Source organism: Pseudomonas sp. R3-41 (assembly GCF_054161485.1).
Genome location: NZ_CP096421.1, coordinates 5,104,143 through 5,115,244, shown reverse-complemented (window position 1 = coordinate 5,115,244; position 11,102 = coordinate 5,104,143). Strand labels below are relative to the sequence as shown.

The following is an 11,102-nucleotide window of genomic DNA, read 5'->3' as shown; positions in this document are numbered from 1 at the left end:
TTATGTCTGCCAAGAGTGATGAAGCACCCAGCGACCTGATCCGCGGCCGAGACGTCAGTAATTTCGACGTCTGGTCGCTGCCCAGCTTCGACCCCCACGTGCCCGAGCCTGAGCCGGAGCCCGTGGAGGAACTGCCGGAGATGGAAGAGGTGCCGCTGGAAGAAGTCCAGCCGCTGACCCTCGAGGAAGTCGAGAGCATTCGCCAGGAAGCCTATAACGAAGGCTTCGCCGTGGGCGAAAAGGAGGGCTTCCACAGCACCACGCTCAAGGTCCGCCAGGAAGCCGATGTGGCGTTGACGGCCAAGCTTCGCGCGTTGGAATCGCTGATGCTCAACCTGTTCGACCCCATTGCCGAGCAGGACACCCAGATCGAGAAATCCCTGGTGGGTTTGGTGCAACACATCGCCAAACAAGTGATCCAGCGCGAGCTGGCCATCGATTCGACCCAGATCGAACAGGTCATGCGTGAAGCGCTCAAGCTGTTGCCGTTGGGCGTGGGCAATGTGCGGCTGTACATCAATCCCCAGGATTTCGAACTGGTCAAGGCCCTGCGCGAGCGCCATGAGGAAACCTGGCGCATCGTCGAGGATGCGACACTGCTGCCGGGCGGTTGTCGGGTGGAAACCGAACACAGCCGCATCGACGCCACGGTTGAAACACGCATCAGCCAGATCATGGCCAAATTGTTCGACCAGCTACACGAACAGGCCCTGCACCCGGCCGCCGCCGACCTGAGCCTGGAGTTGCCGGACGAACTCCAGGGTGACGTGGCGACGGTCGAGGAGGAATTGGACGTGCCTGAATTGGATACTTCTGTACTGGACAGCCGCGATGCGCCTTGAGCGAACCAGCTTCGGCAAGCGCCTGGGCAGCTACGCCGAGGCCAGTGAGCTGGCCGGCCAGCCGATCCTGGAAGGTCGCTTGCTGCGCATGGTTGGCTTGACCCTCGAAGCCGAGGGCCTGCGTGCCGCCATGGGCAGCCGCTGCATGGTGATCAACGACGACAGCTACCACCCGGTGCAGGTCGAAGCCGAAGTCATGGGTTTTTCCGGCAGCAAGGTCTTCTTGATGCCGGTGGGCAGTGTCGCCGGCATCGCCCCCGGCGCGCGGGTGGTGCCCCTGGCCGACAACGGTCGCCTGCCCATGGGCATGAGCATGCTCGGGCGCGTTCTGGACGGGGCCGGACGGGCCTTGGACGGCAAGGGCGGCATGAAAGCCGAAGACTGGGTGCCGATGGACGGCCCGACGATCAACCCCCTCAAGCGTGACCCCATCAGCGTGCCGCTGGACGTGGGCATTCGTTGCATCAACGGTTTGTTGACGGTCGGTCGCGGCCAGCGCCTGGGCCTGTTTGCCGGTACCGGCGTAGGTAAGAGTGTGCTGCTGGGCATGATGACCCGCTTCACCGAAGCCGACATTATCGTGGTGGGGCTGATCGGCGAGCGGGGCCGTGAGGTCAAGGAATTCATCGAGCACATCCTCGGCGAGGAAGGGCTCAAGCGTTCGGTCGTGGTGGCTTCGCCAGCGGACGATGCACCGCTGATGCGTATGCGGGCGGCGATGTATTGCACCCGTATCGCCGAGTATTTCCGCGACAAGGGCAAGAACGTCCTGTTGCTGATGGATTCGCTCACTCGTTTCGCCCAGGCCCAGCGGGAAATCGCCCTGGCCATCGGCGAGCCGCCGGCCACCAAGGGTTATCCGCCTTCGGTGTTCGCCAAGCTGCCGAAACTGGTCGAGCGCGCCGGCAATGCGGAAAAGGGCGGCGGTTCCATCACCGCGTTCTATACCGTGCTGTCCGAAGGTGACGACCAGCAAGACCCCATCGCCGACTCGGCCCGGGGCGTACTCGACGGCCACATCGTGCTGTCCAGGCGCCTGGCCGAAGAAGGGCATTACCCGGCCATCGACATCGAGGCGTCCATCAGCCGGGTCATGCCGTCGGTGATCAGTGCCGAGCATATGAGGCGTGCCCAGCAGTTCAAGCAATATTGGTCGCGCTACCAGCAAAGCCGCGATTTGATCAGCGTCGGCGCCTATGTACCTGGTGGCGACCGCGAAACCGACACCGCCATCAGCCTTTACCCGGCGATGGCCGTTTATCTGCGCCAGAGCCTGAACGACAATATCGGCATGGGGGCCAGCGAGGCGCACCTGCAGACCATTTTCGCTCCGGTCGCTGGCGGATAACCGACCATGGCCACGAGTCGTGCGGCACGCCTGGCACCCGTGGTGGACATGGCGGAAAAGGCCGAGAAGACCGCCGTCCAGCGCCTGGCGTATTTCCAGGGGCAAGTGGCCGTTGCCGAGAGCAAGCTGGCAGACCTCGAGAACTTTCGACTCGAATATCAAGAACAGTGGATCGCCCGTGGCGCCCACGGGGTGTCGGGGCAGTGGTTGTTGGGTTACCAAGGATTTCTTGCGCAACTGGGCACGGCCATCGATCAGCAGCGCCAGAGCCTGGTCTGGCACCAGAACAACCTGGAGAAGGCCCGCCAGAGCTGGCAAGAAGCATTCGCCCGAGTCGAAGGGCTGCGCAAACTGGTGCAGCGTTATATCGATGAGGCGCGGCAACTGGAAGACAAGCGCGAACAGAAATTGCTCGATGAATTGTCCCAGCGCCTGCCGCGGCAGAATCCCTACTGATGGGAAACGAGGATTTTGTCGGATGAACGAGGCAAAACCTTGCTCAGACCTTTACCAGATGCTACACCTTGTACACGTATGTCCATGACAAGGAAGCCGATCATGTCAGTCGTTACCGAAGTATCCCCCGATGGGCATAAGCTGACGATCTCGATCAAGGGTCGATTCGATTTCGGGCGGCATCAGGAGTTTCGTGAGTCCTATGAGCGGCTCCACAAGAAACCTGACTCCATCGTGGTGGATTTGAAAGAAGCCACCTACCTCGACAGTTCCGCCTTGGGCATGCTCCTGCTGTTGCGCGATCATGCCGGTGGCGACCAGTCGGATATCCGCGTCGTCAACAGCAGCAGCGACGTCAAGAAAATCCTCGCGATCTCCAATTTCGACAAGCTGTTCGACATCAGTTGATCGCCATGCAATCGTCGTCGGAGCCACTGACGGTCCTGATTGCCGAAGACAGCGCCGCTGATCGACTGCTGCTGTCGACCATTGTCCGCCGCCAGGGCCACCATGTGCTCACGGCGGCCGATGGCGCCGAAGCGGTCGATGTCTATCTGCAACAGCGTCCGCACCTGGTGCTGATGGACGCGATGATGCCGGTGATGGACGGCTTCGAAGCGGCGCAGAAAATCAAACAGTTGGCCGGGGACCAGTTGGTCCCGATCATTTTCCTCACCTCGCTGACTGAGAGCGAAGCCCTGGCCCGTTGCCTGGAAGCAGGTGGCGACGATTTCCTGGCCAAACCCTACAACCAAGTGATCCTGACGGCCAAGATCAAGGCCATGGACCGCTTGCGCCGGTTGCAGGCCACGGTGGTGGAACAGCGCGACCAGATCGCCCGGCACCATGATTATCTGCTCAACGAACAACGGGTCGCCAAGGCCGTGTTCGACAAGATCGCCCACTCCGGTTGCCTGAGCGCGCCGAACATCCGTTATTTGCAATCCCCCTACGCCTTGTTCAACGGCGACCTGCTGCTGGCCGCGTTCAACCCGGCCGGCGACATGCACATCCTGTTGGGGGATTTCACCGGGCACGGCTTGCCGGCGGCGGTCGGCGCGATGCCCCTGGCGGAAGTGTTCTACGGGATGACGGCCAAGGGCTATGGGCTGGCGCAAATCCTGCGGGAGATGAATGCCAAGCTCAAACGCATCCTGCCAGTGGATATGTTCTGCTGCGCGACGCTGTTATGCCTGAGCTTCCAGCGCTGCACGGTGGAGATCTGGAACGGCGGCATGCCCGATGGTTACCTGCATGACAGCCTCAGCGGCGTGCGCACGCCTTTGCCGGCGCGGCACTTGCCATTGGGCGTGCTCACCCCGCAGTTGTTCGATGACCGCACCGAAGTGCATCCGATGTCGCTGGGGGATCGGGTGTTCCTGCTGTCCGATGGCGTCATCGAGACCAGTGACCGCGACGACCAGCCGTTTGGCGTGGAGCGGTTGCAGCAGGTGTTTTCGGCCAACCGTGAGCCCGACCGTCTTTTTGAAGATATCCAGCAGGCGCTGCTGGATTTTCGTGGTGAGGCCCGTGACGACTTCAGCATGGTCGAGGTGCGGCTGGTCGCTCCGACGCAACTCAATCCGCCACCACCGGTCTATTCCGATAGCGGCCAGTCCAGCCCGCTGGATTGGTCGGTGAGCTTCGAGTTCCGTGCGCAGACCCTCAAGCGCTTCAACCCGATGCCCTACCTGTTGCAGTTGCTGCTGGAGGTGCATGGGCTCAGGGCGCAGAGTGGCGCCCTTTACAGCGTCATGTCGGAGCTCTACTCCAATGCCCTGGATCACGGGGTGCTGGGCCTCGATTCGAGTCTCAAGCGTGATGCGGCGGGTTTCGCCCGCTACTACAGGGAGCGCAATACGCGCCTGGATGAGTTGAGCGACGGTTACGTGCGGGTGCACTTGCACGTTTCGCCAAACGGCGAGGGCGGACGCCTGGCCATCGAAGTCGAAGACAGTGGCGAAGGGTTCGATGTCGCCCGGGTGCTGGCACGGCCCGTGGACAGTGATCGATTGTCGGGGCGCGGCGTGAGCCTGGTTCGCCAACTGAGCCATCAGGCCAGTTGGTCAGACGATGGTCGTAGTGCGCGCGTGGAGTTTTTCTGGGAGGCTCTGGCATAATTGGGGCCATTCTTGATCAGGGAGCGAACAAGTGAACGAGATTCATCTGGACCGCGACGTGCTTAGCACGTTGAAGGAAGTCATGGAGGAGGGGTATCCGGAGTTGCTGGATACGTTTCTCAACGACTCCGAGGCTCGCTTGCGCGTGCTGCATGAAGCACGGGACGCTGAAAAACTGAGCGCCACCGCCCACAGCTTCAAGGGCAGCAGCAGCAACATGGGCGCCATTCGCCTGGCCGAGCTGTGCGGCGAGCTGGAACAGCGTGCCAAGCAGCCGTCATTGGGCGGCATCGAAAATCTGGTCAACGAAATCGACAGCGAATTCGCCCATGTCCGCAAGCTGTGCCGGGAAGAGCGTGAAGGTTTCCACTGCTGAGATTTGACGGTCGGGTAAAACGTTGGCCCGTGCCTTGCATTGCCTAGTCTCGACTGTACCTATGATTCCAGTACAGCGGAGACCTTTTTATGCCCGTCACCCCTAATTCATTGCTCCAGGCCTCCGTCCAGGCCAAGCCCCAGGCCGCCGTCAATTCACCGGCAGCGGCCCCGGACCTCGGGGATAGAGCCTCCAGCTTCGCTCAAGTCTTCGCCAAGCAGGCACCTGCCAAAGCCGCAGCGGCCCCAGAGCCCGTGGTGAAACCGGCGCGCGACAAGGCCGCTGACAACACCGTCAAAAAAGACGACGGCAACGAAACCCCCGCCGCCCCGGAACCGACTGTTGCCGATAGCGGCAAACCCTTGCCCGCGGACAAACCGGCCAGCACCGACGACAAAGCGGCCAGCGATAACGATGCCGACGCGGCTCAAGCGCCGGTGGCGGATGCGGCACCGGTCGATCCGAGCCTCGACCCAGGCGCGCTGACGGACATGGCGGTGCCGGTCGCGACAGCCCCGGCCGAACCTGCCCCCGTAGTGGTTACGGCTGAGGCTCAGGTAACGACTGCGGTCGCGGCACCGGTTGTCCCATTGGCCGCACCGGCCCAGCCTGCGGTTCCGGTCGTCGATCCAGCCTTCGATCCACAAGCCGATCCGCTCGACGCATTGCCCGCCTTGCGCTTGGCAATGGAGCAGAGCGGTCATGTTTCCGCCAGCAGCCAGGCGCAGCCCAAGAGCGCTGCCCCGGCGTCGCTCGACGGCGAGCCGACTTCAGCGCAGACCTTCGCCGCCGGCATGGCCAGCATGCTCGGCGTGCAAGCCGACCAGAACAGCACGGAGTCCGGCAGCCAGGGCGGTGACAAGGCCTTCGGCGGCTTGATCAGCGAGGGCCTCAAAGACTTGGGCGCCGCGTCCAGTGACACCCGCGTAGACGATTTCGCCAACCGCCTGGCTGCACTGACCCAGGCCGCCACGCCCAAAACCGCCAACGCGGTGCCGATCAACCAACCTATCGCAATGAACCAGAGCGGTTGGACCGAAGAGGTGGTGAACCGGGTGATGTACCTGTCCAGCGTCAATCTCAAGGCGGCCGACATCCAATTGCAGCCCGCCGAACTCGGGCGCCTGGATATCCGGGTGAACATGGTGCCGGACCAGCAGACCCAGGTCACCTTCATGAGCGCCCACTCCGGCGTTCGCGAAGCCCTCGAAGGCCAGATGCATCGCCTGCGGGACAGTTTTGCCCAACAGGGCATGGGCCAGGTCGACGTCAGCGTGTCGGACCAATCCCGTGGTTCGCAGAACCAGGAGCAGCAAGCCCAGCAGCAGGCCCGGGCGGGGCGTTCGACCTCTTCCGGTGGACCGGTGGAAGCCGGGGATGAAGCCACTGCGGCCAGCATCGCTGAAGTGGCCGCCAGCACGACCAGCGTCATCGGCACCAGCGCGGTCGACTATTACGCCTGATCCAATGACGTTTTCCCCCTGTGGGAGCGGGCTTGCTCGCGAAGGCGGTGTGTCAGTTAACAGCTACGTCGACTGAAACACCGCCTTCGCGAGCAAGCCCGCTCCCACATTGGTTTCTGGCATTTGAAGATTGCATCTGAGGTCGTCCTTCCTCTTCTGGCATAACACTTGCTCCAGCCTTGCCGTGCAACAGTGAAAACCCCGATTAGTGACGGATTATTGGCATGGCGAAGAGCGAAGCAGCAGCTGTAAAAGACCCTGCAACCAAAGGCAAACTCAAGCTGATCATCATGATCGTGGTGGGTTTGCTCCTGGCGATCGGCGTGTCCGTGGGGGCAACCTGGTATTTCATGCACAGCGCTCAAAGCAAGCCGGCGGCGGCAGCGGCCGAAGTCGCGCCAGTGGGCAAGCAGCCGGCGATTTTCGAACCGATGGCGCCGGCCTTCGTGGCCAACTACACCGTGAACGGTCGCCAACGCTACATGCAGGTCAGCATTACGTTGCAGGGGCGCAACCAGGCTGACCTGGAAGCGCTTCGGGTCCACATGCCGCTGATTCGCAACAATCTGGTGATGCTGTTTTCCGGACAGAGTTTCGACACCCTGGCCACCCCCGTCGGCCAGGAAATGCTGCGCCAGAAAGCCACGGCCAGCGTGCAGGAAGTGGCTCAGAAAGAGCTCGGCAAAGTGGTGATCGAACAGTTGCTCTTCACTAACTTCGTATTGCAGTAGGAACACGACATGGCCGTGCAGGACCTGCTGTCCCAGGACGAAATCGATGCGCTGTTGCATGGTGTCGACGACGGTCTGGTACAGACCGAAAACGCTGCTGAACCGGGCAGCGTCAAAAGCTACGACCTGACCAGCCAGGATCGCATCGTTCGCGGACGCATGCCGACCCTGGAAATGATCAACGAGCGTTTCGCCCGGTACACCCGCATCAGCATGTTCAACATGCTGCGCCGCTCGGCCGATGTGGCCGTGGGTGGCGTGCAGGTGATGAAGTTCGGCGAGTACGTGCATTCGCTGTACGTGCCCACCAGCCTCAACTTGGTGAAGATCAAGCCGTTGCGCGGTACTGCGTTGTTCATCCTCGACGCCAAACTGGTGTTCAAGCTGGTGGACAACTTCTTCGGCGGCGACGGTCGTCACGCCAAGATCGAAGGTCGCGAATTCACCCCGACCGAGCTGCGAGTGGTGCGCATGGTGCTGGAGCAGGCCTTCATCGATTTGAAGGAAGCCTGGCAGGCGATCATGGAAGTGAACTTCGAGTACATCAACTCGGAAGTGAACCCGGCCATGGCCAACATCGTCGGGCCGAGCGAAGCCATCGTGGTCTCGACCTTCCACATCGAACTCGATGGCGGTGGCGGCGACCTGCACGTGACCATGCCGTATTCGATGATCGAGCCGGTGCGGGAAATGCTCGACGCCGGTTTCCAGTCGGACCTCGACGACCAGGATGAACGTTGGATCAACGCCTTGCGCCAGGACGTGCTCGACGTCGATGTGCCGATCGGCGCGACGGTCGCCCGGCGCCAACTGCGCCTGCGGGACATCTTGCACATGCAGCCGGGTGACATCATTCCGGTCGAGATGCCCGACGAAATGATCATGCGCGCCAATGGCGTACCGGCCTTCAAGGTCAAGATGGGCTCTCACAAAGGCAACCTGGCGTTGCAGGTGATCGAGCCGATCGAACGCCGCTGAGCGGTGTCGAATTTTTATGTTTGCGTTTCTAACTGATTTTTGCCCGCCGAGGACAAATGATGGCTAACGATATGAACACCCAGGATGACCAGGCGCTGGCCGACGAATGGGCCGCGGCCCTGGAAGAAACCGGCGATGCCGGGCAGGCTGACATCGATGCCTTGCTGGCCGCCGATAGCGGTAACCACGGCTCCAATCGCTTGCCGATGGAAGAGTTTGGCAGCGTGCCCAAGAGCAACGAACAGGTGACGCTGGACGGGCCGAACCTGGACGTGATCCTCGACATTCCGGTGTCCATCTCCATGGAAGTGGGCAGCACCGATATCAACATCCGCAACCTGCTGCAGCTCAACCAGGGCTCGGTGATCGAGCTGGACCGCCTGGCCGGCGAGCCGCTCGACGTGCTGGTCAACGGCACCTTGATCGCCCATGGCGAAGTGGTGGTGGTCAACGAGAAGTTCGGCATTCGCCTGACGGACGTGATCAGCCCGAGCGAACGCATCAAGAAGCTGCGCTGAGTGAAAGGTTTTCTCGCCGCAGCGTCGATGCTGCCCTTGAGCGTGCTGGCGGCCGAACCGGTTGCCACGGCCGCCGTTGCGCCGACGTCGGGCACGGGGATCGCCGGGCAACTGGCGCAACTGGTGCTCGGCTTGCTGCTGGTGCTGGGCTTGATCTTCTTTCTCGCCTGGTTGTTGCGGCGCGTGCAACAGGCGGGGCCGGCCGGCAAGGGCCAGGTCATCGACATCGTCGGTTCCCGTGCGCTCGGGCCGCGCGACCGGCTGGTGCTGGTGCAGGTCGGCAACGAGCAGATCCTGCTGGGCCTGAGCCCGGGCACCATCACTGCGTTGCACGTCCTCAAGGAGCCGGTACAGGTACCCTCCACCGAGTCGGCCAGCCCCGAATTTGCCCAGCGCCTCATGGAGCTGCTGGGGAAAGACCAGAAGGATAAAAAGTAATGCCGTTGCGCATTCTGTTGGCATTGGCCCTGATGCTGGCCGCACCGTTGGCGTTCGCCGCGGACCCGCTGTCGATCCCGGCGATCACCCTGGGAACCAACGCCGAAGGGGCCCAGGAATACTCGGTCAGCCTGCAGATCCTGCTGATCATGACCGCGCTGAGTTTCATTCCGGCGTTCGTCATGCTGATGACCAGCTTCACCCGGATCATCATTGTCTTTTCGATCCTGCGCCAGGCCCTGGGCCTGCAACAGACCCCCTCGAACCAGATCCTCACTGGCATGGCGCTGTTCCTGACCATGTTCATCATGGCGCCCGTGTTCGACCGGGTGAACCGGGATGCGCTGCAGCCTTACCTGGCGGAACAACTCAGCGCCCAGGATGCCGTAGCCAAGGCCCAGGTGCCGATCAAGGACTTCATGCTGGCCCAGACTCGCAGCAGTGACTTGGAATTGTTCATGCGCCTGTCCAAGCGCACCGACATCCCGAGTGCTGACCAGGCACCGCTGACCATCCTGGTGCCGGCGTTCGTGACGTCCGAGCTGAAGACCGCGTTCCAGATCGGTTTCATGATTTTCATCCCGTTCCTGATCATCGACCTGGTGGTCGCCAGCGTACTGATGGCCATGGGTATGATGATGCTCTCGCCGCTGATCATTTCCCTGCCGTTCAAGATCATGCTGTTTGTATTGGTGGATGGCTGGGCGCTGATCATCGGTACCCTGGCGGGCAGTTTCGGCGGTGTTTAGGCCTCTTGTACGGGTAGGACAATATGACGCCTGAAGTAGCGGTAGACCTGTTCCGTGAAGCGCTCTGGCTGACGACTATGATGGTTGCCATCCTGGTGATCCCCAGCCTGCTGGTGGGCTTGCTGGTGGCGATGTTCCAGGCTGCGACCCAGATCAACGAACAGACCTTGAGCTTCCTGCCGCGCCTGTTGGTGATGCTGGTGACGTTGATCGTCGCCGGCCCCTGGATGGTACAGACCTTCATGGAATACATCCTGCAGTTGTACGGCAGTATTCCGCAGTTGATCGGCTGACCCCATGTCGATGCTCGAGCTGACGGACACCCAGATCAGCACGTGGGTGGCATCATTCATTCTGCCGCTGTTTCGCGTCACCGCGGTGCTGATGAGCATGCCGATCTTCGGCACGACACTGGTGCCAACTCGGGTGCGTTTGTACTTCGCCCTGGCGATCACGGTGGTTATCGCACCTGGGCTGCCACCGATGCCGCCGGTCAATGCCCTGGACCTCAGTGCGCTGATGCTGGTGGCCGAGCAGATTCTCATCGGTGCCTTGATGGGGTTCTCGCTGCAACTGTTCTTCCAGGCCTTTGTGGTGGCCGGGCAAATCATTTCGATCCAGATGGGCATGGCCTTCGCGTCCATGATCGACCCCACCAACGGCGTCAACACCGCGGTGATCGGCCAGTTCCTGACGATGCTGGTGACCCTGTTGTTCCTCGCCATGAACGGACATCTGGTGGTGTTCGAGGTCTTGACCGAGAGCTTTACCACCATGCCAGTGGGCAGCGCATTGCTGGTCAATCATTTCTGGGACATCGCCGGCAAGCTCGGCTGGGTCCTCGGCGCCGCGATGGTGCTGGTATTGCCGGCGATCACGGCGTTGCTGGTGGTCAACATCGCGTTTGGCGTGATGACCCGGGCGGCGCCGCAATTGAATATTTTCTCCATCGGTTTCCCGTTGACCCTGGTGCTGGGCCTGGTGATTTTCTGGGTCAGCCTGGGGGATATCCTCAACCAGTATCAGCCGCTGGCCACCCAGGCCTTGCAGCTGCTGCGCGACATGGCACAGGCACGCTGAACC

Annotated in this window: 14 protein-coding genes; all 14 read left to right on the top strand. The window is 61.7% G+C overall.

Translation table 11 applies throughout. The features are described from left to right. Positions 1–2: 2 nt before the first annotated feature. The 14 genes from fliH (at position 3) to fliR (ending at position 11,099) form a co-directional block, all read left to right on the top strand. Positions 3–842 carry a flagellar assembly protein FliH gene (fliH, locus tag M1D99_RS21955; protein ID WP_434571666.1) on the top strand — a complete coding sequence of 280 codons (840 nt, stop codon included), beginning with the start codon at positions 3–5 and terminating at the stop codon, positions 840–842. Beyond that, positions 832–2,190 carry a flagellar protein export ATPase FliI gene (fliI, locus tag M1D99_RS21950; protein WP_186704668.1) on the top strand — a complete coding sequence of 453 codons (1,359 nt, stop codon included), beginning with the start codon at positions 832–834 and terminating at the stop codon, positions 2,188–2,190. The genes fliH and fliI overlap by 11 nt, the downstream gene beginning before the upstream one ends. A 6-nt stretch (positions 2,191–2,196) precedes the next feature. Then, positions 2,197–2,646 carry a flagellar export protein FliJ gene (fliJ, locus tag M1D99_RS21945; RefSeq protein WP_186704669.1) on the top strand — a complete coding sequence of 150 codons (450 nt, stop codon included), beginning with the start codon at positions 2,197–2,199 and terminating at the stop codon, positions 2,644–2,646. A 102-nt stretch (positions 2,647–2,748) separates the two neighbouring features. Further along, complete coding sequence (locus M1D99_RS21940; RefSeq protein WP_186704670.1) at positions 2,749–3,054, top strand: STAS domain-containing protein; 306 nt, start codon at positions 2,749–2,751, stop codon at positions 3,052–3,054. Between the two features lie 5 nt (positions 3,055–3,059). Then, positions 3,060–4,766 (top strand): ATP-binding SpoIIE family protein phosphatase, encoded by a 1,707-nt coding sequence (locus tag M1D99_RS21935; protein ID WP_250961946.1) that lies wholly within the window; start codon positions 3,060–3,062, stop codon positions 4,764–4,766. Positions 4,767–4,797: 31 nt separating this feature from the next. After that, on the top strand, positions 4,798–5,142 hold the full coding sequence (locus tag M1D99_RS21930) for an Hpt domain-containing protein (RefSeq protein WP_186728619.1): 345 nt from the start codon (positions 4,798–4,800) through the stop codon (positions 5,140–5,142). Between the two features lie 89 nt (positions 5,143–5,231). After that, positions 5,232–6,605 carry a flagellar hook-length control protein FliK gene (locus tag M1D99_RS21925; RefSeq protein ID WP_434571662.1) on the top strand — a complete coding sequence of 458 codons (1,374 nt, stop codon included), beginning with the start codon at positions 5,232–5,234 and terminating at the stop codon, positions 6,603–6,605. Between the two features lie 224 nt (positions 6,606–6,829). Then, positions 6,830–7,336 carry a flagellar basal body-associated protein FliL gene (fliL, locus tag M1D99_RS21920; RefSeq protein WP_186704674.1) on the top strand — a complete coding sequence of 169 codons (507 nt, stop codon included), beginning with the start codon at positions 6,830–6,832 and terminating at the stop codon, positions 7,334–7,336. A 9-nt stretch (positions 7,337–7,345) separates the two neighbouring features. Next, entirely contained in the window at positions 7,346–8,314 is a 969-nt protein-coding gene (gene fliM, locus M1D99_RS21915) for a flagellar motor switch protein FliM (RefSeq protein WP_186704675.1), read from the top strand. A 59-nt stretch (positions 8,315–8,373) separates the two neighbouring features. Continuing rightward, positions 8,374–8,832, top strand: coding sequence for a flagellar motor switch protein FliN (fliN, locus tag M1D99_RS21910; RefSeq protein ID WP_053120289.1), 459 nt, complete (start codon positions 8,374–8,376; stop codon positions 8,830–8,832). After that, on the top strand, positions 8,833–9,270 hold the full coding sequence (gene fliO / locus M1D99_RS21905; protein ID WP_186704676.1) for a flagellar biosynthetic protein FliO: 438 nt from the start codon (positions 8,833–8,835) through the stop codon (positions 9,268–9,270). Next, positions 9,270–10,019, top strand: a complete 750-nt coding sequence (gene fliP, locus M1D99_RS21900) for a flagellar type III secretion system pore protein FliP (protein WP_186704677.1) — start codon at positions 9,270–9,272, stop codon at positions 10,017–10,019. Before fliO ends, fliP begins: the two co-directional genes overlap by 1 nt. Positions 10,020–10,042: 23 nt before the next feature. Then, a complete protein-coding gene (gene fliQ / locus M1D99_RS21895) occupies positions 10,043–10,312 on the top strand; it encodes a flagellar biosynthesis protein FliQ (RefSeq protein WP_038858957.1) in 270 nt (89 codons plus the stop codon). Positions 10,313–10,316: 4 nt separating this feature from the next. Continuing rightward, positions 10,317–11,099 carry a flagellar biosynthetic protein FliR gene (fliR, locus tag M1D99_RS21890; protein ID WP_186704678.1) on the top strand — a complete coding sequence of 261 codons (783 nt, stop codon included), beginning with the start codon at positions 10,317–10,319 and terminating at the stop codon, positions 11,097–11,099. The last annotated feature ends 3 nt before the right edge of the window (positions 11,100–11,102 follow it).

Bases quoted from the DNA above. Each gene is read 5' to 3' on its own strand.
- fliP (WP_186704677.1), top strand. From the start codon at position 9,270: ATGCCGTTGCGCATTCTGTTGGCATTGGCCCTGATGCTGGCCGCACCG.
- fliR (WP_186704678.1), top strand. From the start codon at position 10,317: ATGTCGATGCTCGAGCTGACGGACACCCAGATCAGCACGTGGGTGGCA.
- M1D99_RS21925 (WP_434571662.1), top strand. From the start codon at position 5,232: ATGCCCGTCACCCCTAATTCATTGCTCCAGGCCTCCGTCCAGGCCAAG.
- fliM (WP_186704675.1), top strand. From the start codon at position 7,346: ATGGCCGTGCAGGACCTGCTGTCCCAGGACGAAATCGATGCGCTGTTG.
- fliL (WP_186704674.1), top strand. From the start codon at position 6,830: ATGGCGAAGAGCGAAGCAGCAGCTGTAAAAGACCCTGCAACCAAAGGC.
- fliJ (WP_186704669.1), top strand. From the start codon at position 2,197: ATGGCCACGAGTCGTGCGGCACGCCTGGCACCCGTGGTGGACATGGCG.
- fliQ (WP_038858957.1), top strand. From the start codon at position 10,043: ATGACGCCTGAAGTAGCGGTAGACCTGTTCCGTGAAGCGCTCTGGCTG.
- fliI (WP_186704668.1), top strand. From the start codon at position 832: ATGCGCCTTGAGCGAACCAGCTTCGGCAAGCGCCTGGGCAGCTACGCC.
- M1D99_RS21935 (WP_250961946.1), top strand. From the start codon at position 3,060: ATGCAATCGTCGTCGGAGCCACTGACGGTCCTGATTGCCGAAGACAGC.
- fliN (WP_053120289.1), top strand. From the start codon at position 8,374: ATGGCTAACGATATGAACACCCAGGATGACCAGGCGCTGGCCGACGAA.
- M1D99_RS21940 (WP_186704670.1), top strand. From the start codon at position 2,749: ATGTCAGTCGTTACCGAAGTATCCCCCGATGGGCATAAGCTGACGATC.
- fliH (WP_434571666.1), top strand. From the start codon at position 3: ATGTCTGCCAAGAGTGATGAAGCACCCAGCGACCTGATCCGCGGCCGA.